This window comes from Streptomyces sp. JLBG701, from assembly GCF_058544905.1.
In genome coordinates, this window is sequence record NZ_CM178588.1 from 565121 (window position 1) to 590113 (window position 24993).

General features: G+C 71.9%; 21 protein-coding genes. 13 read left to right on the forward strand and 8 right to left on the reverse strand.

Annotated features, from left to right (window positions below):
• Positions 1 to 103: 103 nt before the first annotated feature.
• Positions 104 to 763, forward strand: coding sequence for a TetR/AcrR family transcriptional regulator (locus AC5DRG_RS02665; RefSeq protein WP_491807738.1), 660 nt, complete (start codon positions 104 to 106; stop codon positions 761 to 763).
• 52 nt (positions 764 to 815) lie between these two features.
• On the opposite strand, the gene AC5DRG_RS02670 is transcribed toward AC5DRG_RS02665, so the two are convergent.
• The 3 genes from AC5DRG_RS02670 to AC5DRG_RS02680 all read right to left on the reverse strand — a co-directional run bounded on the left by AC5DRG_RS02670 (position 816) and on the right by AC5DRG_RS02680 (position 3613).
• Positions 816 to 1337 (reverse strand): MarR family winged helix-turn-helix transcriptional regulator, encoded by a 522-nt coding sequence (locus AC5DRG_RS02670; RefSeq protein ID WP_491807739.1) that lies wholly within the window; start codon positions 1335 to 1337, stop codon positions 816 to 818.
• 138 nt (positions 1338 to 1475) lie between these two features.
• Positions 1476 to 2552, reverse strand: coding sequence for a FecCD family ABC transporter permease (locus tag AC5DRG_RS02675; protein ID WP_491812947.1), 1077 nt, complete (start codon positions 2550 to 2552; stop codon positions 1476 to 1478).
• 2 nt (positions 2553 to 2554) lie between these two features.
• Positions 2555 to 3613, reverse strand: coding sequence for a FecCD family ABC transporter permease (locus AC5DRG_RS02680; protein WP_491807741.1), 1059 nt, complete (start codon positions 3611 to 3613; stop codon positions 2555 to 2557).
• 232 nt (positions 3614 to 3845) lie between these two features.
• On the opposite strand from AC5DRG_RS02680, the gene fes (AC5DRG_RS02685) reads away from it, so the two are divergent.
• The 10 genes from fes (AC5DRG_RS02685) to AC5DRG_RS02730 all read left to right on the forward strand — a co-directional run bounded on the left by fes (AC5DRG_RS02685) (position 3846) and on the right by AC5DRG_RS02730 (position 15721).
• Positions 3846 to 5198: an enterochelin esterase gene (gene fes, locus AC5DRG_RS02685; protein ID WP_491807742.1), complete on the forward strand. Its 1353-nt coding sequence runs from the start codon at positions 3846 to 3848 to the stop codon at positions 5196 to 5198.
• Positions 5199 to 5278: 80 nt separating this feature from the next.
• Positions 5279 to 6256 carry an ABC transporter substrate-binding protein gene (locus tag AC5DRG_RS02690; RefSeq protein WP_491807743.1) on the forward strand — a complete coding sequence of 326 codons (978 nt, stop codon included), beginning with the start codon at positions 5279 to 5281 and terminating at the stop codon, positions 6254 to 6256.
• Complete coding sequence (locus tag AC5DRG_RS02695; RefSeq protein ID WP_491807744.1) at positions 6253 to 7038, forward strand: 2,3-dihydro-2,3-dihydroxybenzoate dehydrogenase; 786 nt, start codon at positions 6253 to 6255, stop codon at positions 7036 to 7038. Before AC5DRG_RS02690 ends, AC5DRG_RS02695 begins: the two co-directional genes overlap by 4 nt.
• Positions 7039 to 7091: 53 nt before the next feature.
• Entirely contained in the window at positions 7092 to 8282 is a 1191-nt protein-coding gene (locus tag AC5DRG_RS02700) for an isochorismate synthase (protein ID WP_491807745.1), read from the forward strand.
• Positions 8279 to 9916: a (2,3-dihydroxybenzoyl)adenylate synthase gene (locus AC5DRG_RS02705; protein ID WP_491807746.1), complete on the forward strand. Its 1638-nt coding sequence runs from the start codon at positions 8279 to 8281 to the stop codon at positions 9914 to 9916. Before AC5DRG_RS02700 ends, AC5DRG_RS02705 begins: the two co-directional genes overlap by 4 nt.
• 76 nt (positions 9917 to 9992) lie before the next feature.
• Positions 9993 to 10640 carry an isochorismatase family protein gene (locus AC5DRG_RS02710; protein WP_491807747.1) on the forward strand — a complete coding sequence of 216 codons (648 nt, stop codon included), beginning with the start codon at positions 9993 to 9995 and terminating at the stop codon, positions 10638 to 10640.
• A gap of 5 nt (positions 10641 to 10645) precedes the next feature.
• Entirely contained in the window at positions 10646 to 10873 is a 228-nt protein-coding gene (locus AC5DRG_RS02715) for a phosphopantetheine-binding protein (RefSeq protein ID WP_491807748.1), read from the forward strand.
• The gene (locus tag AC5DRG_RS02720) at positions 10870 to 14757 is read left to right on the forward strand and encodes an amino acid adenylation domain-containing protein (RefSeq protein WP_491807750.1); all 3888 of its coding nucleotides are present in this window, start codon (positions 10870 to 10872) and stop codon (positions 14755 to 14757) included. Before AC5DRG_RS02715 ends, AC5DRG_RS02720 begins: the two co-directional genes overlap by 4 nt.
• Complete coding sequence (locus AC5DRG_RS02725) at positions 14754 to 14942, forward strand: MbtH family NRPS accessory protein (RefSeq protein ID WP_491807752.1); 189 nt, start codon at positions 14754 to 14756, stop codon at positions 14940 to 14942. Before AC5DRG_RS02720 ends, AC5DRG_RS02725 begins: the two co-directional genes overlap by 4 nt.
• Positions 14939 to 15721 (forward strand): 4'-phosphopantetheinyl transferase family protein, encoded by a 783-nt coding sequence (locus AC5DRG_RS02730; protein ID WP_491807754.1) that lies wholly within the window; start codon positions 14939 to 14941, stop codon positions 15719 to 15721. The genes AC5DRG_RS02725 and AC5DRG_RS02730 overlap by 4 nt, the downstream gene beginning before the upstream one ends.
• On the opposite strand, the gene fes (AC5DRG_RS02735) is transcribed toward AC5DRG_RS02730, so the two are convergent.
• Positions 15648 to 16901, reverse strand: a complete 1254-nt coding sequence (fes, locus tag AC5DRG_RS02735; RefSeq protein ID WP_491807755.1) for an enterochelin esterase — start codon at positions 16899 to 16901, stop codon at positions 15648 to 15650. The genes AC5DRG_RS02730 and fes (AC5DRG_RS02735) overlap by 74 nt on opposite strands.
• Positions 16902 to 17016: 115 nt before the next feature.
• On the opposite strand from fes (AC5DRG_RS02735), the gene AC5DRG_RS02740 reads away from it, so the two are divergent.
• Positions 17017 to 18813 carry a hypothetical protein gene (locus tag AC5DRG_RS02740; RefSeq protein ID WP_491807756.1) on the forward strand — a complete coding sequence of 599 codons (1797 nt, stop codon included), beginning with the start codon at positions 17017 to 17019 and terminating at the stop codon, positions 18811 to 18813.
• 83 nt (positions 18814 to 18896) lie between these two features.
• Entirely contained in the window at positions 18897 to 19952 is a 1056-nt protein-coding gene (locus AC5DRG_RS02745; protein WP_491807758.1) for a YncE family protein, read from the forward strand.
• Between the two features lie 58 nt (positions 19953 to 20010).
• On the opposite strand, the gene AC5DRG_RS02750 is transcribed toward AC5DRG_RS02745, so the two are convergent.
• The 4 genes from AC5DRG_RS02750 to AC5DRG_RS02765 all read right to left on the reverse strand — a co-directional run bounded on the left by AC5DRG_RS02750 (position 20011) and on the right by AC5DRG_RS02765 (position 24975).
• Positions 20011 to 21621 carry a hypothetical protein gene (locus AC5DRG_RS02750; protein ID WP_491807760.1) on the reverse strand — a complete coding sequence of 537 codons (1611 nt, stop codon included), beginning with the start codon at positions 21619 to 21621 and terminating at the stop codon, positions 20011 to 20013.
• Positions 21622 to 21650: 29 nt separating this feature from the next.
• Entirely contained in the window at positions 21651 to 23489 is a 1839-nt protein-coding gene (locus AC5DRG_RS02755) for a flavin-containing monooxygenase (RefSeq protein ID WP_491807761.1), read from the reverse strand.
• A 71-nt stretch (positions 23490 to 23560) separates the two neighbouring features.
• Positions 23561 to 24781 (reverse strand): NAD(P)/FAD-dependent oxidoreductase, encoded by a 1221-nt coding sequence (locus tag AC5DRG_RS02760; RefSeq protein WP_491807763.1) that lies wholly within the window; start codon positions 24779 to 24781, stop codon positions 23561 to 23563.
• Positions 24778 to 24975 carry a ferredoxin gene (locus AC5DRG_RS02765; RefSeq protein ID WP_491807765.1) on the reverse strand — a complete coding sequence of 66 codons (198 nt, stop codon included), beginning with the start codon at positions 24973 to 24975 and terminating at the stop codon, positions 24778 to 24780. The genes AC5DRG_RS02760 and AC5DRG_RS02765 overlap by 4 nt, the downstream gene beginning before the upstream one ends.
• Positions 24976 to 24993: the final 18 nt, after the last annotated feature.

A 24993-nucleotide genomic window follows, 5' to 3' on the forward strand; every position in this document is an offset into this window, starting at 1 on the left:
ATAACATTCTCACTTCTTGCAAGTAAGAGTCTCGAAAGTTGCAGTGCGCGGTTCGGTAGGGGAAACCCAGGGGTTCCCGCAAAAGTGGAGTATCGTTCTACACGTGACAGCAGTCCCCGAAGAGCAACCAGCCTGGCGCCAGCGCGCCGTCGAGCGATCCACTCGTGCCGCCAAGCTCCGCGCCGAACAGCGCGTGCAGCGCTTCCTGGACGCGGCACAGGAACTCATCGCCGAGAAGGGAACGACCGACTTCACCGTCCAGGAGGTCGTGGACCGCTCCAAACAGTCGCTGCGCAGCTTCTACCAGCACTTCGACGGCAAACACGAGCTGCTGCTCGCCCTGTTCGAGGACGCGCTGTCCAAGTCGGCGACCGAGATCCGGGAGAAGGCGTCCGCCACGTCGGATCCGCTGCAGGCCGTCCGGGTCGCCGTCGAGATGCTGTTCGCGCAGTCACTCCCCCGGCCGGGCATCGAGCGCCCGCTGTTCAGCGACTTCGCCCTGCAGCTCATGGTCAAGCACCCCGCTCAGGTGGCGGCCGCTCACCTTCCGCTGCTCACGGTCTTCACGGAACTGCTCGAACAGGCCGAGGACTCAGGTGCCCTCCCCGCGGGCAAGCCCCGCCGCCAGGCGGCGCTCATCATGCAGACCGTCATGTTCCTCGCCCACGCCAACAGCGTCCGCTCGGACAGCCACGCCCACGCCGTGACGGCCGACGAGGTCTGGCAGTTCTGCCTGGGCGGCATCGCGGGCGCGCAGCCGTAGTCGTCAGGCCCTGACCGACCGTCAACGCCTGACGGTCCCGCCGCCCCGTCGATCAGACGTTGCCCGCCGACGCGGCGATCTCCTGTATGGCCTCGTCATCGATGGCGTACGAGAGGAAGTCGTCGACCATCCGGTGGAAGAGGGTGGCCAGTTGCCGCAGTTCCTCGGGCGACCAGCCGCCCAGGGCCAGTTGCATACCGCGTGAACCGGCTTCCCGGATCCGGTCTATGGCCTTCTTGCCGTCCTCGGTGAGCTGGATGCGCTGGGCGCGGCGGTCGTCCGGGTCGGGGACCCTGGTGACGTAACCGGACTTCTGCAGCTGCTGCACCGTGCGGGTGACATGTGAGGCCTCGACGCCCAGCCGGTTGGCCAGCTCCCCCGGGCGCAGCGGCTCCGAGTCGGCGATCTGCCGCAGCAGCGCCACCGCGGCCCGGTCCAGCGGGACTCCGGCCAGGGCCATCAGACGGTCGTGCTGGCGGGCACGGGTGCTGAGGTAGGTGATCCGAGTGAGCGCACGCTCGATCTCGATGACTTCCGGGGAAGCGGGGGCGGCGGGGAGCGGTTCGGTGGCCATGCAGGCCACTTTACCATATTGTTGCCTAACTCAAGTAACTTACTGCATGCGTTTACGCCGCCTACTGCGAACGGACTCTATCCGGGCTCCTGCGTATGCACGACGCCCGGGTCGCGGCTCCTTCCCCGTCCGGGTCCCTCACAGCCGGGCGCCCCGACGCTCCTTGCGCAGCAGCCAGGCCAGGTAGGCGCCGCCCGCGACACCCGTCACCACACCGACCGGCAGCAGGGCCGAGCCCGTGACGCGCTGAGTGACCAGGTCGGCGGCGGACACCAGCAGCGCGCCCATCCACGCGGCCGGCAGGACACCCGGGCCGGACGCCCGGGTGACGCGGCGCGCCAGTTGCGGCGCGGCCATCGCCACGAACGGGATCGGACCGCAGGCGGCGACCGCCATCGCGGTCAGCCCCGTCCCCGCGGCCAGCAGCACCAGCCGGCTGCGCTCGGGCGGTACGCCGAGCGCGGAAGCCGTGTCGTCGCCCATCTCCAGCATGGTGAGCCGCCGCATGTACACGAGGACGACGGGGACCAGCGCCACCAACCCGAGTCCCGCGATGCGGACTTCGCTCCAGCCGCTGGCGTTGAGCGAGCCGATCATCCAGCTCGCGGCCTGTGCCGCCTTGCCGATGTCGGCGCGTACGTAGAGGAAGCTGGTCGCCGAGCCGAGGACCGCGGAGGCGCCGATGCCGACGAGGACGAGCCGGTAGCCGTGCACGCCGCGTTTCCACGCCAGCAGATACACGGCGACGGCGGTGGCGAAGCCGCCGCAGACCGCGCCGACGGCCGTCTGGGCGGCTCCCGCGTCGAGGATGATGATCGCGACGAGTGCGCCCGCCGAGGCGCCGTTGCCGAAGCCGATGATGTCCGGGCTGCCGAGCGGATTGCGGGTCAGCGACTGGAACACCGCGCCGGCCATTCCCATGCCGAAGCCCACCAGGACGGCCACCAAAGCACGCGGCAGCCGCAGGTCGAGAACGATGAACTCGGCGCCGGGAGGGCCGTTCCCGGCCAGCGTGCGCACGACTTCCAGCGGCGAGAGTTCGTACGATCCGGTGCCGACGGCGAACACGGTCGTGCACGCGGCCAGCACCACCAGGGCTGTGCAGACCAGCACGGCGCGGGCGTCGTAGCGCAGGGACCAGCGGCGGGTGCGCAGCAGTCCGCGCCGGACGTCGACCCGGACCGGCCTTGTCCCGCGCCGCTGTTCCTCGATCACGCTCACAGCTGGGCCACCTTCCGCTGCCGTACCAGATGGATGAAGAGAAGCCCGCCGAGGAACGCGGTCACCGTGCCCACCTCGATCTCCGACGGCGGGACGATGATCCGGCCGATGACGTCCGAGACGAGCAGCAGCGCGGGCGCGTAGAGCGCGCAGAAGGGGAGCATCCAGCGCGGGTCCGGGCCGCAGAACGCGCGGGCGGCGTGCGGGATCATCAGGCCGATGAACCCGATCGGCCCGCACAGCGCGGTCGCGCCGCCGCACAGCAGGGTGATGGCGACGACGGAGAGCAGCCTCGTGCGCCGGACCTGGGTGCCCAACGCCCTTGCGTGGTCCTCGCCGAGGGCCAGCGCGCCGAGCGGGCGGGCCAGTACGAGGGCCAGCAGGGCTCCGGCCGTGAGCAGGGGAAGCACGGTGAGCAGGAGGTCGGGGTCGCGTTTGGCGAGGGTGCCGACGGACCAGTACCGCATGGCGTCCAGGGTGCTGAGGTCCCACAGCTGGAGCCCGTTGACGTAGCCGAACAGGGCCGCGTTGACGGCGGTTCCGGCCAGCGCGAGCCGGACGGGGGTGGCGAGGCGGCCGCCGCCGAGGGCGTTCACGGCGACGGCGGCGACGGCCGCACCGGCCAGCGCGAACCACAGGTATCCGGTGAACGAGGTGATGCCGAGAACGCTGATCGCGGTGACGACGGCGGCGGACGCGCCCGCGTTCACGCCGAGCAGCCCCGGGTCCGCGAGGGGATTGCGGGTCAGGGTCTGCATGACGCCGCCCGCGAGGCCGAGCGCCGTGCCGACGGCGATCCCGATGAGGGTGCGCGACAGTCTCAGGTCGCGGACGATCGCGTCGTTCTCGGTTCCGGTGGGCGAGAACAGGCCTCTCCACACCTGGTCGAGGGGTATCTGCTTGGTGCCCACGGCCAGGGAGAGGGCGATGGCCACGGCCAGCAGCACCAGGCCGAGCAGCAGGCCCGTCGTGCGTACGGATGCCGGGGAGCGATGTCGTGGCGTGCCCCCGGTCTCGCTCTCGCCGGGCGGGGCCGGCGCCGTGGTGGCACTCACGAGAACCCCCGCCGTACGGCAGCGGGCTGAGCGGTGGGCAGGAGACGGGACGCGGTGGCGGGCCATCGCGTTCTTCCCGGCTGTCGACGCAACACAGTGGACATGTGCTTAGGCTAACCTAACTAGCGGTTGTTGACGATTTCGTCGACGAAGTCGATCACCCTGCCCAATTCGCGGTGCCGCGCCACCCGTTGTCAAGCCCCTACACGTGCCTGCCCCACGGAGACTCCCGATGACCGCCACGACCAGGAACACGGTTCGTGCCGACGCCGCATTCCCGGACGCCCGCGACAGCGCACGTCCGGTCCGCGTCACCGGACCGCGCATCGACCGCCTCCTGGACCGCCTGGACGCGGCGGACGACGCCCAACGCGCCGACCTGACGGCCGAGTTCTGGAGCCAGGTGGAGCGCCAGGGCACCCCACTGATCGAGGAACTGGAGGGCGAGCCCGGTCATCGGGCCGTCACCTTCCTGTGGCGCGGCCACCGGGCCACCCGGCAGGTGCTGCTGTTCGCCAACCGCATCGTCGACCGCGACCACCTCGCCGGTTCTCTCCTTGAGCGGGTGCCCGGCACCGACATCTGGCACCTGGGCCTGCGGCTGCGCTCCGACCACCGAGGCTCCTACCGCATGGCCGCCGACATCTCGCTCAAGGAGCCGCCCACCGACCCGGCCGGCCGGCAGCAGCGGCTGCGCTCGCTGACCGCACACGCGGCGCCCGACCCGCTCAACCGGGCCACCGTGCCGACCCGTTGGCAACCGGTCGCCAGTTCGGTGTTCGCCCTGCCCGACGCGCCCGCGCAGCCGTGGGCGGGGCGGCACGGCGGCGTGCCGGCCGGCCGGGTGGAGCGGCACCGGATGGCCGCCCGCGCGCTCGGTGGTGACCGCGACGTATGGGCGTATCTGCCGCCCGGGCACTGCGGAGAGCCGCTGCCCGTCGTGGTGCTGTGCGACGGCGACATGTGGTTCGGGCGGCTCGGCCTCGGGCACACGCTCGACGCACTGATCGCCGACGGGGTGCTGCCCCCGGTCGCCGTCCTGGCGCCGGACGCCGTGGACCGCAAGACCCGCTGGCGCGAACTCGGCGGACGCAACCCGTTCGTGGCCTTCCTCGCCGACGAACTCCTGCCCTGGGCGGCCGGCCGCTGGCCGCTCACCACCGACCCCGGCAGGACCGTCCTGGCGGGACAGAGCCTGGGCGCGGTGACCGCCCTGTACGGGGCGCAACTGCGGCCCGACCGGTTCGGCAAGGTGCTCGCCCAGTCGCCGTCCCTGTGGTGGCGGCCCGGGCTGCCACCCGGTGTGCCCAGGCCGCCGGTGCGCGGGGTGCCCTGGCTCGTCGCCCGGTGTACCAAGGCCGGCCGCCGCCCTCTGACGGTCCATCTGGACGTCGGACTGCACGAGGGCGCGATGGTCGACCAGACCCGCACCCTGTACGACGCCCTGAGCGCGGCGGGTCATCTGGTGACCCGCGAGGAGTTCAACGGCGGCCACGACTACGCCTGTTGGCACGGCGCCCTGGCCGACGGCCTGGTCCGGCTGCTCGGCTCCCCGCCCTCGGCCTCTCGCGCGGCGCCCCACTGACTCGGCACGTGTCCCTCGCATGCCGAACCCCCCAAGCCCCGGCCCGCTTCAACTCTCTTCGTACCAAGGAGCTTTCGCACATGTCCTCCACCCAAGCCTCCCGCAGGGCGGTCCTTTCCTCCGCCGTCACCGTCGTGATGGGAGCCCTGCTCCTGACCGGCTGCGGCGACGACGGGAAAGACAGCGTCAGCAGTGGCCAGGAGACGAGCACCCGCGCGATCACCGACGCGACGGGCCGCAAGGTGCGGGTTCCGGCCACGCCGAAAAAGGTCGTCGCGCTGAGCGAGCCCACGCTCGACGCCGCGCTGGCCCTCGGTGTCGCGCCCGTCGGCACCACCGCGGGGCGCGGTCAGCAGGGTGTGTCCACGTATCTCGCCGACAAGGCGTCCAAGGCCCAAATCGTCGCCACGGTCGCCGAGGCCGACCTGGAGAAGCTGGCCGCTCTCCAACCCGACCTGATCCTGCTCGACGAGACGACCGCGGCCAAGAGCCAGGTCAGCAAGTTGGAGGCGATCGCCCCGACGGTGGTCACCGCCAAGCTCAACGAGGACTGGAAGGTGGCCTTCACCGCCACCGCCGACGCCCTCAACCAGCAGACCCAGGCCGAGAAGATCCTCACCGACTTCGACGCCGACGTCGCCGCCACGAAGGAGAAGCTCGGCGACAACGCCGGCGCGGTAGTCAGCGTCGTCCGCTGGCAGAACGACGCTCCCTCCATCGTCGGCAAGGGCAAGGGCCACGTGGGAGCAACGCTCTCCGCGCTGGGCCTGAGCCGGCCCGCCGACCAGCAGGGCGAGAGCGCCGGGCACAGCGAGCCGGTCAGCCTGGAGAAGCTCTCCACCATCGACGGGGACTGGCTGTTCTTCGGCACCCTCGGCGACCAGGCGGACGGCGAGAAGGCGTACGCGGAGGCCGAGAAGGTGGCCAACTTCAGCAAGCTCAAGGCCCAGAAGGCGGGGCATGTCGTGGTGATCCAGGGCTCGGCGTGGAACAGCGCGGGCGGTCCGCTCGCCGCGCAAGTCGTGCTGGACGACGTGACGAAGGCGCTCGCCTCATGAGCGCCGAACTCACCGGACGGCTCGCCCTGGTGACGGGGGCGGGCCGGGGCATCGGAGCCGCGGTGGTCGAGGCGCTCGTCGAGCAGGGCGCCCAGGTGCTCGCCACGGACCTGGCGCCCGAGGGCGTCGAGGCGCTCGCCGCGAAGTACGGCGAGCAGGTCACCGCCCGCGCGCTGGACGTCACCGACGCCGCGGCCGTGGAGGATCTCGTCGCCGAGACCGAGCGCACGCTCGGCCCGCTGGACATCGCCGTCAACGTCGCCGGAATCCTGCGGAGTTCGGACGTAATCGACCTCACGGACGAGGACTGGGCAGCCACGTTCGCCGTCAACGCGAACGGCGTTTTCCACGTCTGCCGGTCCGCCGCCCGCCGGATGACCGAGCGCGGCCGCGGCAGCATCGTGACCGTCGCCTCCAACGCGGCCGGCATCCCCCGCGCGGGCATGGCCGCCTACGCCGCCTCGAAGGCCGCGGCCGTCATGTTCACCAAGACCCTGGGCCTGGAAGTCGCGGCGCTGGGCGTCCGCTGCAACACCGTCAACCCCGGCTCGACCCTCACCGACATGCAACGCGCCCTGTGGTCGCCCGGCGTCGACGAGGCGTCCGCGGCACACCGCGTCATCGAAGGCGATCTCGCGACGTACCGCACGGGCATCCCCCTCGGCCGGATCGCCGACCCCGCCGACATCGCCGACGCCGTCGTCTTCCTGGTCTCCGACCGCGCCCGCCACATCACCATGCACGACCTGTACGTCGACGGCGGCGCGACCCTGCGCGCCTGAACCGGCCACCCGCCCCTGCGAACGGCTCGTGCCGTCCCCCACTGGAGACAAACATGTCTGCCTACGTGAGCGAGACCCCCGCCCTCACCTCCCCCGGCTCGGCGACCGCCCTGCTGGAGGCCTACGACCCGACGACGGACCGCTTCCTCGCCACCCCCCACCGCACCCTGCTCGGCTGCGGCACCGCCGCCGAAATACCCCACGACACACGCCCGTTGACCCAGCGCGTACGCGAGGTCCTGGCGGCACGGCGGAGCGCGGGCGACCCGGCGCCGGTCGTCGTGGGCTCGCTCCCCTTCGCCCCTGACGCCCCGCCCGCCCTCGCCGTCCCGGAGGCGGTGCACTGGGCGGCGCCGCTGCGCGAGGACCCGCTCATCGCGCTGGACGTGCCCCACGCCGAGGGCCGCACCGACTGGCAGGTGAAGGAGGTTCCGGCGCCGGAGCGGTACGGCGATGCGGTCGCCGCCGCCGTCGCGCGGATGCGGGCCGGGGAGTTCGACAAGGTCGTTCTCGCCCGCACCCTGGAGCTCACCTCCCGGCACGAGCCCGACCTGCCCGCCATGCTGCGCCGGCTGGCCCGCCGCGACCCGGCCGGCTACACCTTCGCCGTGCCGAGCGGCCCCGGCCGTACCCTCGTCGGTGCCAGCCCCGAACTCCTCGTCTCCCGCACGGGCGGACGCCTCACGGCCAACCCCCTCGCGGGATCCGCGCCACGCAGCGGCGACCTGGCCGAGGACGTACGCCGGGCGGTCGCGCTCCTGGAGTCCCCGAAGGACCTGCACGAGCACGCCGTCGTCGTGGCCGCCGTACGCGAGGCGCTCGCGCCGTACTGCACGCGGCTTCAGGTTCCCGAGCGGCCCACTCTCGTGCGGACCGCCGCCATGTGGCATCTGTCGACCACGGTCACCGGGGAGCTCGCCGTCCCGGAGACCTGCGCGCTGACGCTGGCGTCCGCGCTGCACCCCACGCCCGCGGTGTGCGGCACGCCGACCGAGGTGGCGCGGGCCGTGATCGCCGAGTCGGAGCCCTTCGACCGCGGCCCCTATACCGGCATGGTCGGCTGGCAGAACGCGGACGGCGACGGCGAGTGGGTCGTGACGATCCGCTGTGCCGAGGCCGAGGGGCGTTCGCTGCGGCTGTTCGCGGGGGCCGGTGTAGTGGCCGCGTCGTCGCCGGAGGCCGAGACCGCGGAGACCGCCGCCAAGTTCCGCACCTTCCTGCACGCCGTGGGGGCATCGCTGTGAACCCTCTCGCCACCACCCCAGGAATCGACGCGCCGACCTGGCCCGCCGAGTTCGCCGAGCGCTATCGCGCGGCGGGCTACTGGCGTGGAGAAACGTTTGGCGGAGTGCTGCGTGAGCGTGCGGCCGCCCACCCGGACCGGATCGCGCTCGTCGACCCGGCGCCCGAGCGGCGCACCTGGACGTACCGGGAGCTCGACGAGCGCGCCGACCGGCTGGCCGCCGGGTTCGCCGCACACGGGATCTCCAAGGGCGACCGGGTCGTCGTACAGCTGCCGAACGTCGGCGAGTTCGTCGAGGTGGTCTTCGCCCTGTTCCGGATCGGCGCGCTGCCCGTGTACGCGTTGCCCGCGCACCGGGACACGGAGATCGGCTACTTCTGCTCCTTCGCCGAGGCCGTCGCGTACGTCATCCCCGACCGGCACGCCGGCTTCGACCACCGTGACCTCGCGGCCCAGGTGCGCAAGCAGACGCCGAGTCTGAAGCATGTCTTCGTCGTCGGCGACCCCGGTGAGCACACCGCGCTGTCCGAGGTTCCGATCGAACCGGCTGAGCCGATCGACGGTCCCGAGCCGCACGAGTTGGCGTTCCTCCAGTTGTCCGGCGGGACCACGGGCGTGCCGAAGCTCATTCCGCGCACCCACGACGACTACCTGTACTCGCTGTGGGGCTCCAACGAGATCTGCGGCGTCGACGCGGACACCCGCTTCCTCGTCGCGCTGCCGGCCGCGCACAACTTCCCGATGAGCTCGCCCGGTTGGCTGGGCGTGCTCTACGCCGGCGGCACGAGCGTCCTGTGCCCGAGGCCCGACCCGGCGACGGCGTTCCCGCTCGTCGAGCGGGAACGGATCACCATGACGGGCCTGGTCCCGCCGCTCGCGCTGGTGTGGACAGAGGCCGCATCGAACGCCGAACACGACCTGTCGAGCCTGGAGTTGATGCTTGTCGGTGGCGCCAAGTACAGCGCGGAGGCGGCGCGGCGTCTGGAGCCCGCCCTGGGCTGCCGGCTGATGCAGGTCTTCGGCATGGCCGAGGGGCTCGTCAACTACACGCGGCTCGACGACGACCACGAGACCGTGGTCACCACGCAGGGCCGGCCGATCTCCCGGGACGACGAGGTCCGCATCGTCGACGACGCCGGAAACGATGTTCCCGACGGCGAGTTCGGGCATCTGCTGACCCGCGGCCCGTACACGATCCGCGGCTACTGGCGTGCTCCCGAGCACAACGCCAGATCCTTCACCGAGGACGGCTTCTACCGCACGGGCGACATCGTCCGCCGCACGGCGAGCGGACATCTCGTCGTCGAGGGCCGGGCCAAGGACCAGATCAACCGGGGCGGCGAGAAGATCGCCCCGGAGGAGATCGAGAACATCATTCTCGCCCACCCGTCCGTGCACGACGTCTCCGTCGTCGCCGTCCCCGACGAGTACCTCGGCGAACGCTCCCTCGCCTACGTCGTCCTGCGCGCCGGCGCCGAGCCGCTGAAGCCGGTCGCGGTGAAGCGGTTCGTCCGCGAGCGCGGCATCGCCGCCTACAAGGTCCCCGACCTCGTCGAGTTCGTCGACGCCTTCCCCCAGACCGGCGTCGGCAAGGTCAGCAAGAAGCAGCTCCGCTCCACCGCCGAACAGCACTGACCCCAAACGCGCACCCCCACGCGCGGACCTCCCAACGCACTGACACCGAGCAGCACTGAAAGGTTTCCCCACTCCCATGGCACTTCCCGCCATCGCCCCCTATCCGCTCCCGGCCGGGGACGAGCTGCCCGCCAACCGGGTCTCCTGGACCGTGGATCCGGCGCGCGCCGTTCTTCTCGTGCACGACCTCCAGCACCACTTCCTCTCCGCGTTCCCGGACGGCGAACAGCCGCTGACCGGCATGCTCGACAACACCGCCCGCCTGCTCAACGACTGCCGCCGCCTCGGTGTCCCGGTCGTCTACTCGGCCCAGCGCGGCGGACAGACACCCGAGGAGCGGGGGCTCCAGCTCGACTTCTGGGGACCGGGCGTCGCCGACGATCCGAAGGTCCTCGCCGTACCCGAGAGCGTGGCTCCCGAGCCCGGGGACACGGTTCTCACGAAGTGGAAGTACAGCGCGTTCGTGCGCACCGAGCTGGAGGAGCTGCTGCGCGACGAGGAACGCGACCAGCTGGTCATCGTCGGCGTGTACGCGCACATCGGCGTGCTGATGAGCGCCTGTGACGCGTGGATGCGGGACATCCAGGCGTTCGTCGTCGCCGACGCCGTGGCCGACTTCTCCCGCGACGACCACGACATGGCCCTGCGCTGGGCCGCCGGCCGCTGCGCGGTCGTGACCACCACCGACGCGCTGTTCACCGGCGCGCCCTTCGAGGAGGCCTGAGCCGCATGGCCCTCACCCTGGACCAGATCCGCACCGACGTCGCCGACTGCCTCGGCGAGGACCCGGCGGACATACCCGTCGACGAGAACCTCGTCGACTTCGGCCTCGACTCGGTCCGCATCATGGCGCTCCTGGAGCGCTGGCGCCGCGACCACGACGTCAGGGCCGACTTCGCGGACCTCGCCGAGCAGCCCGCCATCGAGGCCTGGGCACCGCTGCTGGGGGTCGCGTGACCACCACGACGCTCGCACCGGACACCGTACTTCCGCTCACGGCCGCCCAGTCGGGCATGTGGTTCGCCCAGGCCCTGGACCCGCTCAGCCCCGCCCAGAACACCGCGGAGTGCCTGGAGATCGACGGCCCGCTCGACCCGGATGTCTTCGCGGCGGCTCTGCGGCAGGTCGTCGCCGAGACCGACTCGTTGCGCGTCCGCGTCGAGGACACCGCGGACGGCCCGCGCCAACACGTGTGCGCCGACGTCGAGTTGCCGCTGACCGTGCGGGACCTGCGCGGCACGGACGACGCCGAGGAGCAGGCCGCCGCGTGGATGTGCGCCGACCTCGCGGCGCCATGCGACCTGGCGGCCGGCCCGCTGTTCGCCCACGCCCTGTTCCGGGTCGGTGAGGAGAGCTGGCTGTGGTACCAGCGCATCCACCACCTCGTCATCGACGGCTACGGCTACTCACTCCTCGTCCGCCGCACCGCCGAGGTCTACACGGCGCTCGCGCGCGGCGAGAATCCCGTTCCGCGCACCTTCGGCGCCCTCGCCGACCTCATCGCCGACGACAGCGCCTACCGCGCCTCGGACGCCTTCGCGGCCGACCGCGCCCACTGGACTCAGGCGTTCGGGGACCGCCCGGAGGCCCCCCGGCTCGCGGGCCGCGGCGCGCTGCCCTCCCGCACCTTCGGCCGCCGTACGACGTATCTGTCGCCTGAGACGACACAGACCGTGCGGGAACTCGCCGCCCGGCTCCGCGCGACCTGGCCCGACGTCCTGATCGCCGCCCAGGCCCTCTACACCGCCCGCGCCACCGCCCGTCAGGACGTCGTGCTCGGCCTGCCCATGATGGGCCGCATGGGCTCGGTGGCCCTGCGCGTGCCAGGCATGGTCATGAACGTGCTGCCGCTGAGGCTGGCAGTCTCCCCCGACGCGACCTTCGCCGAGCTGGTGCGCCAGGTCGTGCTCGGCATCCGGGAGGTGCGCCGCCACCAGCGCTACCGCTACGAGGACATCCGGCGCGACCTGGGACTGCTGGGCGAGAACCGGGGCCTGGTGGGCCCGCTCGTCAACGTCATGCCCTTCGACTACGGCGTCGACTTCGCGGGCGCGCCCGCCCGGGCCCGGAACCTGTCGGCAGGCCCGGTCGACGACCTGACCGTCAACATCTACGACCGCGCCGACGGCCGCGGCCTGCGCATCGACCACGACGGCAACCCGGCCCTCTACACGGACGGTGAACTCGCCGCCCACCAGGACCGGTTCCTGAACCTGCTGCACCGGCTCGCCGACACCGACCCCCAACTGCCGCTCGCCGTCCACACCATCGCGACCGAGGCCGAACAGGCCCTGGTCCTCGACGAGTTCAACCGCACGGAACGCAGGCTGCCGCAGACCACCCTGATCGGCCCCATCGAGTCGAGGGCCGCGCACGCCCCGGGCGCGACCGCCGTGATCCACGGCGCCACCGAGCTGACCTACGCGGAGCTCAACGCCCGCGCCAACCGGCTGGCCCGGCATCTCCAGTCCCTCGGCGCCGGGCCGGGTGAGGTCGTGGCGGTGTCGGTGCCGCGCTCGGTGGAGCTGATCGTCGCGCTGCTCGCCGTGCTGAAGTCGGGGGCCGCTTATCTGCCGCTGGACCCGGACTATCCGGAGCAGCGCCTGACGTACATGCTCCAGGACGCGGCACCGGTGTGCGCCGTCACCGACCGCGCGGGCCGCCTCCCGGACGGCACCGGCACTCCGCTCGTCGTCCTGGACGGGCTCGACGTGTCCGCGTACCCGTGGGTGAACCCGGCGCGGGCGCTCACCCCGGACCATCCCGCGTACGTCATCTACACCTCCGGTTCCACCGGAAAGCCCAAGGGCGTCGTGGTGTCGCACGGGGCGATCGACAACCGGCTGCGCTGGATGCAGCACAAGTACGGGCTCACCGCCGAGGACCGGGTGCTGCAGAAGACGCCGTCGTCGTTCGACGTGTCCGTGTGGGAGTTCTTCTGGCCGCTGCGCCAGGGCGCGACGCTCGTGGTCGCCGACCCGGGCGGTCACAAGGATCCCGTCTACCTGGCCCGGTTGATCCGTGAACAGGCCGTCACCACCTGCCACTTCGTGCCGTCGATGCTCCAGGTCTTCCTGGCCGAGGCGCAGGCCGCCGAGTGCACCGGCCTGCGCCGGGTGTTCTGCAGCGGCGAGGCCCTGCCCCGCGAGACCTCGAACGTCTTCCTGCGGACGCTGCCGGATGTCGAGCTGCACAACCTGTACGGGCCGACCGAGGCCGCCGTCGACGTCACCTACCACGCCTGCGCCGAGGGGGACTCGGGGCCGGTGCCGATCGGCCGACCGGTGTGGAACACCCGCCTGTACGTGCTGGACGCGGCGCTCCAGCCCTGCCCGCCGCGCGTGCCGGGCGAACTGTACTTGGCGGGACGGCAGTTGGCGGACGGCTACCTGGGCCGTGGGGAGTTGACGGCATCCCGGTTCGTCGCCGACCCGTTCGGCCCGGCGGGCAGCCGCATGTACCGCACGGGCGATCTGGCGCGCTGGAGCGAGGACGGCGAGGTCGAGTACCTCGGACGCACCGACCACCAGGTGAAGCTGCGCGGGCAGCGCATCGAACTCGGCGAGATCGAGGCCGCGTTGGCGGCGCAGCCGGATGTCGACGGCGCCTGCGCACTGGTCCGCGAGGACCGGCTCGTCGGCTACGTCACCGGCACCGCCGACCCCGCCGCCGTACGGGCCGCGCTGTCGCGCGAGTTGCCGGAGCACATGGTGCCGGCGGCGGTCGTCGCGCTCGACGCGTTCCCACTGAGCCCCAACGGCAAGCTGGAGCGCCGCGAGTTGCCGGCCCTGGTCTTCGCCGGGGGCGCGGGTACACGGCTGCCGTCGGGTCCGCGCGAGGAGGCGCTGACGCGGCTGTTCGCCGAGGTGCTCGGCGTCGAACGGGTCGGCCCCGACGACGCGTTCTTCGACCTGGGCGGCACCTCGCTGCTCGCGGTGCGGCTGGTGTCGCGCGCCCGGGAGGAGCTGGGCGCCGAGTTGACGATCGGCTCGCTCTTCGAGGCGCCGACCCCCGCCGCGCTCGCCGCCCGCGTCGACGACGCCGGACCGGCCGCCGAGGACGCGCTGGACGTCGTACTGCCGCTGCGTGCCGAGGGAGACCGGCCGCCGCTGTTCGCGATCCACCCGGCGGGCGGGATCGGCTGGTGCTACGCCGGGCTGTCCGCCCGCCTGGGTCCGGGGCAGCCCGTGTACGCCGTGCAGGCACGCGGTCTGGTCCGCGACGAGCCGCTGCCGCGCACCTTGGAGGAGGAGGCGGTCGACTACGTCGAGCGGATCCGGGAGGTCCAGCCGCAGGGGCCGTACCGGCTGCTGGGCTGGTCTGTCGGCGGGGTCCTCGCGCACACCGTGGCCGTGCTGCTCCAGGAGGCCGGTCAGGAGGTCGAACTCCTGGCGCTGCTCGACGCGTTCCCGGCCGAGCAGTGGCGGGAACGGCCCGCACCCGAGGAGGGCGACGCGCTCACCGCCGTACTGCGGATGGCGGGCTTCGACCGCACGGACGAGCGCACCCGGGACGACGTCCTGGCCACGCTGCGCCGCGCGGGCAGCCCCCTCGCCGGGCTGACCGACCACACCCTGACGCAGATCGTCGACATCGTGCCCAACCACGCACGCATGATGCGCGAGCACCAACACCGAGCGTACGAGGGCGACTTGCTGTTCTTCACGGCCGCCGCCCCGCGCGCCGAGGACTGGCTGACCCGCGAGGCGTGGCGGCCGCATGTGAGCGGCGCGATCGTCAACCACGACCTCGACTGCACCCATCCGCAGTTGATGCGGGACCGCCACCTGGACGACATCACCACGGTTCTGGCCGCCCGTCTGAAGGAGCTCGACGCATGACCGCCGCATCCGGCCCCTTCGATGCCGGGTCCAGGAACCAGGACACCCATCTCGTGCTGGTGAACCCCCGTGGGCAGCAGTCGCTTTGGCCGGTCTGGTGTGCCGTGCCGGCCGGCTGGGACACGTCGTTCGGCCCGGCCCCGCACGAGGCGTGCGCCCAGCGGGTGGAGGCGACGCGGGGATGACCACGGCTTTGGCGGTACGACCGTGGTCGCACGCCCGGCCACGGCTGCGCCCGGAGGAGCTCGCGCAGGGCCCGCGGCTGTGGGTCGTACGGTCCCCGGCGGCGGGCACCCCGCTCGACGTGTCCGTGCTGGACGAGCGTGAGCGTCGCTGTGCGGCGGCGCTGCGGCGGCCGGCCGAGCGCGCGCTGTACGTCGCCGCGCACTGCGCGCTGCGTCAAGTGCTGGGCGAGTACCTGGGGTTGGCGGCCGAGTCGGTCGAACTCACGCGGCTGGCCTGCGTGGGCTGTGGTGGCCCGCACGGTCGCCCGGCCGTCGCGGGGCCCTCCGGTTCGGGCGTGCACTTCTCCTTGTCCCACACGGGCGGGCTGGCCCTGCTGGGTCTCGCCACCCGGCCGCTGGGCGTCGACGTCGAGCGCGTCCCCGAGCCGCGCCTGGTCGCCGACGCGGCCCGGTCCCTGCACCCCACCGAGCGAACGGAGTTGGCACGGACCTCGCCGACTTCGCGCCCCGGTGCCTTCGCCCGCTGCTGGACCCGCAAGGAGGCCTATCTCAAGGCGACCGGCGAGGGCCTCTCCGGCGAGGCCCTGCGGGGCGTGTATCTGGGGGCCTGCCGCCGTCCGACCGGACTGCCGGGGTGGCGGGTCGTCGACGTCGACGTCCCCGCGGGCTGGACCGCCGCCTGCGTGGTCCGGGACCAGGCCGCGGTCAGCGGCCCAGGAGTTCGACCAGTCCGTCGGCCAGCTCCGTACGCCAACAGAGGTAGTCGTGGCCGCCGTTGAACTCCCCGTACGAGGCGTCGTGACCGCCGACGGCCAGGGCGTCGCGCAGCCGGCGGGCCGCGGGCAGGGCCACCCATTCCTGCTCGCCGAAGGAGAGCCGGAAGCGCACCGGCAGTCGTGGCGTCTCGGCGACGCGGCGGGTGAGCCACTCCTCGTCCGGGCCGACGGGCCACCAGAACGAGCCCGACTGGACGAGGACGTTGCCGAAGCGGTGCGGAGCGGCGAGTGCGGCGTAGGCGGCGGTGAGCCCGCCGAGGCTCTGCCCGGCCACGACCGTGCGCGCGGGATCGTCCGTGAGGGGCAGTCGCCCGGCCGCCCACGGCAGCAGTTCCTCAGCGAGGAAGGCGACGAATTCGGGGCGGCAGGTCAGTTCCGCCCAGCGGGTGTCGGCGTCCACGGACTCCGGCAGGACCGCGGCGAGCGGCGGGATACGGCCGTCGGCGATGAGGTTGTCGAGCAGGTTCGAGAGGCCGAGCCGCGGCTGCCAGTGTTCGCCGTCGAGCAGAACCAGGACCGGCAGATCCGCCAACTCCCGTGCGCGGACGGGTGGTTGGTACAGCCAGACGCGGCGACTGTTGCCGAGGTGCGCGCTCGTCACCACATGCTCGGCGACCGCGCCCCGCTCGACGCCGGGCCTCGGCTCCCAGTCCACCGCACGCGGGGCGGCCGGGAGTTCGGCGTAGGGAACGGGCTCACCGCCCCAACGGCGGGGCAGCGCACGGGCGTTGAAGGGGTCGGGGCGGCGCTGGGTGCGCAGCCACTGCCAGTAGCCGGGCGTGCCCGGATCCGGACCGTCACCCTCGTCGACGTAGAGCTCGTACGTGCCACGCCAGTCGTGGCGCAGGCGGAGCGTCCAGTGCCATACGTCCGTGCCGGGCAGGCGCTCCATCAGGTTGCCCTCGGGGACGCGCGGGTCGCCGAGCTTGTTGGGCAGGACCTGGACGGCGCGGGTGGTCGGTGCGCCTTGCCACAGGAAGGTCACCGCCAGGTGGTCGGTGCTGCCCAGGGGGTCGGGACCGACCAGCGGTGTGCCGCCGTGCCGCACTCCGGCCCAGAACTCCGCCTCGTCGTCAGGGGCCGGCAGCGGGCGGGCCGGTTCCGTGAGCCGGGGTACCGCGTCGGGGCGTGCCAGTCGCGGCGGATGGTGCGGGGCGCCCTCGGGTGGCGCGGACACGGTCATGTGGACGGACTCCGGATGACTAGGCACTTCTTTCGATTAGGCAAGCCTAACTTCCCCTGGTCTTGCCCTTCTCTCTCGTCCCCTTTGCCTTTCTCAGTTGCCAGGAGCAGTCACCATGACCTCTGACAGACCGTCCTCCACACCGACGCCGCAGCGGCGTCCCAGCCGGGCCAAGCTCAGCCGCATGGTCGCGCTGACCACCGGGGTGACCCTGGGTCTCGGCGCTCTTTCCGCGCCCTTCGTCGCCGTGGTCGTCGGCTCCGGCGCCACGTACACCACCGACCGGGTGGCGCTCGCGGCCGACGCGGCGACGCCCACGGTCACGCTGGGCACGACCTCGGTGCAGGCCGGCGGCGAGGTGCCATTCGCCGTGACCGGGTTTCCGGCCGGGGGGACCCTGAGCGTCAAGTTCGACGACAAGACGCTGCTGAAGCAGTTCACGATCGGCGACGACGGCAGCGTCTCGGGGGCAGTGACGATCCCGGCCGACGCGACGGTCGGCGGCGAGCACTGGCTTCGGTTCCTGGCCCCGTCGACGAGCGTCAAGAGCGAGAACCTGACCGTGACGGGCGAGAGCGAGTCTCCGACTCCCACGCCGACTCCCACGCCGACGCCGACCCCCACCGCGACCGCGACGGCCACCGCCACGCCCACCCCCACGGCCGACCCCAAGGTGAAGCTCACCAACGGCAGCACGGTCGAGGCGGGCGACACGGTCTCCTTCGCCCTCTCCGGCTTCGTCGAGGGCCAGACAGTCACGGTCAAGCTCGACGACAGCGAGATCCTCAAGCAGTGGCCGGACGCCGTGGGTGCGGACGGCACCTTCTCGGGGACGGTGACCATCCCGTCCTCCACCTCTGCGGGGGCGCACTGGCTGCGGTTCCTGGCCCCCAACCCGGCGACCAGCCTCAAGGCCGACATCACCGTCACCTCGTCCGACAGCGGCAACACGGGTGGGAGCAGCGACGGCGGCACGAGCTCGGGCGGTAGCAGCGGCGGCAGTTCCGGTGGCAGCAGTACGGGCGGGAGCAGCTCCGGTGGTTCGAGCGGCGGGTCCGACAGCTCGTCCGGGGCGACCGCCACGATCACCGCGGGCTCCAGCGTCGCGGCCGGCGGCAAGGTGTCCTTCACCGTGACGGGCTTCCCGGCGGGTGAGCAGCTGACGGTGAAACTGGACGACGGCGAGATCATCGGGCAGTGGTCCGGCGGCATCGGCTCGGACGGTTCCTTCTCGGGCAGCGTCACGATCCCGTCGGACACCACGAAGGGCGCCCACTGGCTGCGCTTCCTCGCCCCGAACCCGGCGACCAGCCTCAAGGCCGACTTCACCGTGACCTCCGGGTCCACCTCCTCCTCCGGCTCGTCCGGCACGAGCTCGGCCACCTCGTCCGCCACCCCGGTACCGGCCGCGTCCGGCGACCCGGCGAGCGCCACCAACGACGCGGGCGCGAAGGCCGAGATCACCGCGAGCCAGGTGGAGCCCGGAGGCACGCTGCACTTCAAGGTGACGAAGTTCCCGGCGGGCGAGACGGTCACCATCAAGCTCGACGACGAAGCCATCCTCGGCCAGTGGCAGGCCGACGCGGACGGCACCTACGAGGGTGACGTCACCATCCCCGCCGGCACGTCCGTCGGCGCGCACTGGCTGCGTTTCCTGGCGCCCAACCCGCCGACCACGCTGAAGGTCGATTTCACCGTGACCGAGCCGGGCACCTCGGTGGGCGCGGCCACCACGGCTCCGGAGACGGCGGTGCCGAACACCGTGGCGGCGGCCGCCGTGGACAGCTCCGTCTCGGTCCCGACGATCGTCTGGTCGGCGGTGGCAGCGGCCGCCGGAGGCGCCGCCGGGGCGGCCGGCACGACGGTGTTCGTCCTGCGCCGCCGCGAACCGGGGTCGCAGACGGGCAGCTGACGCTCTCTCACCCACAGACCAGCACGTCCCTTCGCCCGAGCCGCACACACCGTGCGGCACAACCAACAAGGAGATGCATTCGTATGAGTGCGTTCACCCCCCATATCCGCCGTACCGCCGCGATCGCCGTGGCCCTCGCCGCCTGCGGCGTCCCGGCGCTGGCCGGCACCGCGACCGCCGACGCCCCCGCCGCGACGGCCTCGACCGTCACGTCGGCTCCTCTGCTGAGAGGCCTGTACCAGTCGGCGTACTCCGAGCGGAACGACGCTCTGTGGGTCACCGTCGCCGTGGGCCGCCCGCCGGTCACCAACTCCAGCCTGCTGAAGGTCGACCCGGACACCCTGGCAGTGGAGGGGACGTACACGCCGCCGGTCACCGACGCGACCACCGGGGCTCTGGAGGCGGTGTACGGCGTCGCCGTCGACGACGAGCACAACACCGTCTGGACGACGAACACCCGCAGCAACTCCGTGGCCGTCTACAGCCAGAAGACCGGCGAGCACCTGGCCACCCTGCCGAACGTGGCGCACGCCCGGGAGATCGTCGTCGACGAGAAGCACAACACGGTGTGGGCGAGCGGCTTCGGCGACGGCACCCTCGTCGGCTTCGACTCCAAGACCTTCGAGGAGAAGAAGCGCGTCACCGTCACGGGCTCCGGTCCGACGGGTCTTGCCGTGAACGAGCGGACCGGCACGCTGTACGCCGCCGACCTCACCAACGACCAGATCATCGAGGTCTCCCGCAAGTCAGACACCCCGCGGCTGATCCCCACCGGTGACGGCCCGATCTCGATCGCCCTGTCCAGGAACGGTCGTACGGCCTACACCGCCGACCAGACCGCCGGCACGGTCTCCGTCGTCGACCTGGGCGCGGGGACCGTCACCAAGGCCGTGGCCACGGGTGCGGGCGCGCTGTCCGTCGCGGCCGATCCGCGCTCGGGCAGTGTGCTGGTCGCCAGTCGTACGGCGGCCACGGTCTCGGTCGTCGACCCGCGTGCCGGGACGGTCGAGGAGACGCTGGCCACCGGCGCCAACCCGAATCACGTCGAGGTGGCGGACGGCATCGCGTACGTGGTCGACAAGTCCGGGTCCGGCCCGGCCGGTGAGGACCTGGTGAACCGGATCGACATCGGCGGCTGATCCACCGCGCTCCGGGTGGTCTGTCCTCATTGTCAGGGGAGGGCAGACCACCCGGTCTTCACACCTGGCGGGGCAGACGGACCACGCTGCCCTCGCCGTTGGCCGAGACGAGAAGGGATCCGTCGGGGCCCACGGCGAGACCGGCGAACCCGCGAGGTGAGCCGGGCATGCCGTGCACGAACAGCGCGGGTTCCGCGCGGCCGGTGACGCGCGGGGGCAGGCCGACCGCCAGGTCCTCGGCCTCGACCCTGCGCTCCCCCGTGGTGAGGGAGATCGCCAGCAGCCTGCGGTGCCCGGTCTCCACCGTGAAGAGTTCGTCCTCGCGGACGGCCAGGCCCTGCGGGGCCGCGAGCCCCTCCGCGACCGGCACGGTCTTCCCGTCGTCGATCCGGAGCACCGCCCCGAGCCGGTCGTCGCTCACATAGCAGCGCTGATCGGCGTCGAAGGCAACGTCAACGGGGTGTTCGAGACCTTCGGCGAGCACGGTGAGCATGTCGTTCTCATCGATGGACACGACCCGTCCGGCCCCGGTCTCGGCGACCACGAGCGAGCCGTTCGGTCCCACGGTGATGCCGAGGGGCTGGTTCAGTCCCGTGGCCCGTTCCCGCGTGGTCCGGTGCACGGGGTCGTAGGTGCGCACCTGGCCGAACTGCGAGGTGAGATGCAGCAGTCCGTTGTCGGCGGTGACTCCGTGGACGAAGTGGAGCAGTTCCTGTGTGGCCACTTCACCGGGCTCGCCCTCGTCGGTGGGCTCGGGGCGCGCCAGGCGGTAGTGGTCGGCCGCGTACACCGTGCCGCCGAGGTCGATGGTGACGCCGTAGGGGCCGTCGAGGCCACGGGGTACGACCTCGCGGGTGCGGCCGTCGGGGTGCAGTTCTGTGATGCCGCCGCTGGCGAAGCTGGAGACGAACATGCGGTTCTCGGTGTCGAAAGCCGCATTGTCGAGCCCCACGAGGCCGCTGGTGACGAGCGAGCGGGAGCCGCTGCCGTGGAGGTCGATACGGGTCACGATGCCGGCCACGCCGCGCGAGAGGACGTGCAGGACGCCGCCCTGGTCGAAACGGACCGCGACCGGTTCGTGCACGTCCTCGGCGACCAGTTCGGGCACGCCCCCGTCGGGCGGGATCCGCCAGACCTGGCCCGTCACCATGTGCGGGTAGTACAGGTAGCCGTCCGGGCCGAGTTGCATCGCGTTGCCGAGGAACAGCCCGTCGGTCAGCACCACCGGCTCACCGCCGTCCGGGAACAGCTCCAGCAGACGGCCGTTCATCTTCATCTCGTTGACGAAGAGCCGGTCGCCGACGCAGGTGATGCCGTTGGGCACCTGCACCTCGTCGGAGACGAGCGAGTACGCGCCCTCGGGGCTGCGGCGCCACACCCGGCCGGGGACCAGGTCGGCGATGTACATCGAACCGTCGGCGCCGAAGGCGAGGTCGTCCGGCGACTGCACCGGACTGTCCATCGCCACCACCACGTCGACGTCCCCCGTGGCCGGGTCGACCGCGCTGATCTCCCCGGCCAGGAACTGTGCGACGTACAGCCGCCCGTCGGGGCCGAACGCGACGCCGTTCGAACCCCACAGCCGATTGGGCCTGTTGAGCCGTCGCGCGTCGGGGCGGTCGCTCGTGGCAGGCCGATTCCCCGTGCCGTCGAACCGGCTTGACCGCATCGCGGCTCCCCCTTCTCTTCCTCGGTCGCTCATTCGGCCTCGACGAGAACGTCGCTGATGCCGCCCCACTGGCGCCAGTTCCGCAGGAGTTCGTGGAAGGCGACCGGTCCATCACCGTACGACTCGCTGCGCTCCCGGGGCCGGCCCTCGTTGTTGTAGTAGCCGGGCGTGCACTCGGCGTGGAACTTGTGCAGGTCGGCCGCCTTCTGGCGGATCGTGGCCACCCAGGCGTCCGCGGCTTCGACGCTCGGCTCGACCCGGAGGGCCTGGCGCTTGTGTGCCTCGGCGATCACCTCGGCGACGTGGGTGGCCTGTTCGTCGAGGACGTGGACGAAGTTGACGGAGCTGGCGTTCTGCAGCGGGCCGAGCTGGTAGAGGTTGGGGAAGCCGGGGCTGTAGAAGCCGTGCAGGGTCCGCGGACCGCCGCCGTTCATCCAGGTCTCCAACAGGGCCGCTCCGCCACGGCCGTACACCGGGAGCTGCCCGGAGAGGATCCCCGAGACACCGACGTCGAACCCGGTCGCGAAGATGATGCAGTCGACCTCGTACTCGACGCCGCCGACCACCACGGAGTCCTCGGTGATGCGCTCGACACCACCGTGGTCGGCCGTGTCCACCAGGGTGACGTTGGGCCGGTTGAAGGTGTCGAGGTAGTTGTCGCTGAAGGTGGGCCGCTTGCACATGTAGCGGTACCAGGGCTTGAGGGCCTCGGCGGTCGTCGGGTCCTCGATCACGGCGTCCACGCGGGCGCGCAGCTCGTTCATCTTCTGGAAGTCGGCTATCTCGTACAGCCGTTCCCGCTCCTCGGGCTCGATGTCCGAGAAGCCGTTGCTCGGGATGAGCTTCTGCTGGAGCCGGGCGCTGCTGGTCCAGCCGTCGTTGATCAGATCCTCCTCCACCGGGACGCCGGTGACGAGTCGGAGGAAGTTGTCCATGCGGCGCCGCTGCCACCCGGGCGTCAGCGAGGCGGCCCACTCTGGATCGGTGGGGCGCTGGCCGCGTACGTCCACCGAGGACGGCGTGCGCTGGAAGACGTACGTCTGCTGGGCGTCGCGCCCGACGTGCGGGACGACCTGGATGGCTGTGGCACCGGTGCCGATGACGGCCACCTGCTTGTCGGCGAGCCCCACCAGACCGCCGCCGGCGTCACCGCCCGTGTACGCGTAGTCCCAGCGGCTGGTGTGGAACGTGCGGCCGCGAAACGTCTCGATGCCGGGAATGCCGGGCAGTTTCGGCTGGCTGAGGGTGCCACTGGAGACCACGACGTGCCGCGCCCTCATCACGTCGCCGCGGTCGGTGCGGACGGTCCACTCCGACTCCTCGTCATCCCAGCGCAGTTCGGTCACCTGGGTCTGGAAGCAGGCGTCGCGGTAGAGGTCGAAGTGGCGGCCGATCGCCCGCGCGTGCTGCCGGATCTCCTCTCCCGGCGCGTACTTCCACTTCGGGACGTAGTCGATCTCTTCGAGCAGCGGCATGTAGACGTACGACTCGATGTCGCAGTGGATTCCGGGATAGCGGTTCCAGTACCAGGTGCCGCCGAAGTCCGCGCCCTTCTCGATGACGCGGATGGACTCCATGCCGGACTGCCGCAGCCGGGCCCCGGCGAGCAGGCCGCCGAATCCGCCTCCGACGACCACCACCTCGACCCGGTCGTCTAGGGGTTCGCGAAGGGATGCGGAGTCCTCCGCGTACGGGTCGTCGGCGTAGTAGCCGAACTCGCCCGCGATGCGCTGGTATTGGGCGCTGCCGTCGGGGCGGATCCGGCGCTCGCGCTCGGCCCGGTATTTCGCGCGCAGGGCTTCCGGGTCGAACCCGAATTCCTCCGGGTCCGCGGGCATGGCGGATGAAGAGGTGTGGGGGGTGGACAAGGCGTGTCCTCTCTACAGTCCGTGGAGCGGGGTTGGTGAACCGGCGTGGGGCCCGGCTGTTGGAGCGCTGCTCAGGCGGACGCGCCGCCCTGGACAACCTCCTTGATTGCGGCGCCCGTTGAGGGCGAGTGGCTCTGAACGGTCTCGCTCCAGTCCGCCTCGGCGACGATGGCCTGGCGCCACTGCCGGATCGCCTTGGGCGGCATGCCGACGGCGAGGGCGCCGGTCACCCGGTCACCGGTGCGGTAGGCGGCCACGAAGCGACGCTCCGCCAAGTCGCCGTCCACCACGCGGACTTCGTCGTGGCCGCGCAGATAGCCGTACGCCTGGACCTTCATGTCGTACTGGTCGGACCAGAAGTACGGCACGGGTGCGAACGGCTTGCGGGAGCCGGGTTCAAGGAGGTTGCGGGCGGCGGCCATGCCCTGTTCGGCGGCGTTGGTGCGGTGCTCGATCCGCATCGACACCCCGAACAGCGGGTTGTACCAGCGGGCGACGTCTCCGGCGGCGTACACGTGCTGCGCGGCTTCGCAGTACGCGTCGCACACCACCCCGTCGCCCACCGTCAGTCCGCTGCCCGCGAGCCACTCGGTGTTCGGCAGCGAGCCGATCGCCACCAGCACCTCGTCGGCCTCGACCACCTCACCGTCGGCGAGCCGCACCCCGTCCTCGGTCACCTCGATGACGGTGACTCCGGTACGCAGTTCGACGCCCCGCTCCAGATGGGCCCGGGACAACACCTGCCCGACCTCCTCGCCGACCGCGTGGGCGAGCGGCACCGGAGCCGGTTCGAGCAGGGTGACCTGGCAGCCGAGGCGCCAGGCCACGGCGGCGGCCTCCGCCCCGAGGAACCCGGCCCCGACCACGACCAGCCGCTGCCCGGGCCCCAGCCGGTCCCGCAGGGCCAGCGCGTCGTCCACGGTCCGCAGCACGTGCGCGCCCTCACCGGGCAGCCGGCGCGGGCGCACCCCGGTGGCCACGATCAGCCCGTCGTACGACACCTGTGAGCCGTCCGCCAGCCGCACCTCGCTGCCGGTCAGGTCCAGGCCGGTCGCGGCGTTGCCCAGGCGCAGGTCGAGGTCGAGGGCGCCGAGGTCGGCCGGGGTGCGCAGCGCCAGCCGGTCGGTGTCCCACTCCGCGGCCAGCAACTGCTTGGACAGCGGCGGCCGGTCGTAGGGGGCGTGCGGCTCGTCACCGACGAGGGTGAGCGTGCCGTCGTAGCCCTCCCGGCGGAGTGTCTCGACCGCCGCGAGTCCGGCGGCCGAGGCTCCGACGACGACGATCCGCCTCACTGCTCGACCAGTCGGATGGCCGCGGCCGGGCAGATCGCCACGGCTTCGCGCACGTCGTCGTAGAACTCCGCGGCGGGCTTCTCGTCCAGGACGAAGGCGATGCCGTCCTCCTCACGCTGGTCGAACACCTCGGGGGAGGCCATCACACACTGGCCCGACGCGACACACTTCGGCTCGTCCAGTTCCACACGCATGATCAGTTTCCTTGCTCT

What these genes read in the sequence shown, in the direction of transcription:
- AC5DRG_RS02670 (WP_491807739.1), bottom strand. Translation starts at nt 1,337, where the DNA reads ATGGCCACCGAACCGCTCCCCGCCGCCCCCGCTTCCCCGGAAGTCATC.
- fes (WP_491807742.1), top strand. Translation starts at nt 3,846, where the DNA reads ATGACCGCCACGACCAGGAACACGGTTCGTGCCGACGCCGCATTCCCG.
- AC5DRG_RS02690 (WP_491807743.1), top strand. Translation starts at nt 5,279, where the DNA reads ATGTCCTCCACCCAAGCCTCCCGCAGGGCGGTCCTTTCCTCCGCCGTC.
- AC5DRG_RS02695 (WP_491807744.1), top strand. Translation starts at nt 6,253, where the DNA reads ATGAGCGCCGAACTCACCGGACGGCTCGCCCTGGTGACGGGGGCGGGC.
- AC5DRG_RS02700 (WP_491807745.1), top strand. Translation starts at nt 7,092, where the DNA reads ATGTCTGCCTACGTGAGCGAGACCCCCGCCCTCACCTCCCCCGGCTCG.
- AC5DRG_RS02710 (WP_491807747.1), top strand. Translation starts at nt 9,993, where the DNA reads ATGGCACTTCCCGCCATCGCCCCCTATCCGCTCCCGGCCGGGGACGAG.
- AC5DRG_RS02715 (WP_491807748.1), top strand. Translation starts at nt 10,646, where the DNA reads ATGGCCCTCACCCTGGACCAGATCCGCACCGACGTCGCCGACTGCCTC.
- AC5DRG_RS02725 (WP_491807752.1), top strand. Translation starts at nt 14,754, where the DNA reads ATGACCGCCGCATCCGGCCCCTTCGATGCCGGGTCCAGGAACCAGGAC.
- AC5DRG_RS02730 (WP_491807754.1), top strand. Translation starts at nt 14,939, where the DNA reads ATGACCACGGCTTTGGCGGTACGACCGTGGTCGCACGCCCGGCCACGG.
- fes (WP_491807755.1), bottom strand. Translation starts at nt 16,901, where the DNA reads ATGACCGTGTCCGCGCCACCCGAGGGCGCCCCGCACCATCCGCCGCGA.
- AC5DRG_RS02740 (WP_491807756.1), top strand. Translation starts at nt 17,017, where the DNA reads ATGACCTCTGACAGACCGTCCTCCACACCGACGCCGCAGCGGCGTCCC.
- AC5DRG_RS02745 (WP_491807758.1), top strand. Translation starts at nt 18,897, where the DNA reads ATGAGTGCGTTCACCCCCCATATCCGCCGTACCGCCGCGATCGCCGTG.
- AC5DRG_RS02750 (WP_491807760.1), bottom strand. Translation starts at nt 21,621, where the DNA reads ATGCGGTCAAGCCGGTTCGACGGCACGGGGAATCGGCCTGCCACGAGC.
- AC5DRG_RS02765 (WP_491807765.1), bottom strand. Translation starts at nt 24,975, where the DNA reads ATGCGTGTGGAACTGGACGAGCCGAAGTGTGTCGCGTCGGGCCAGTGT.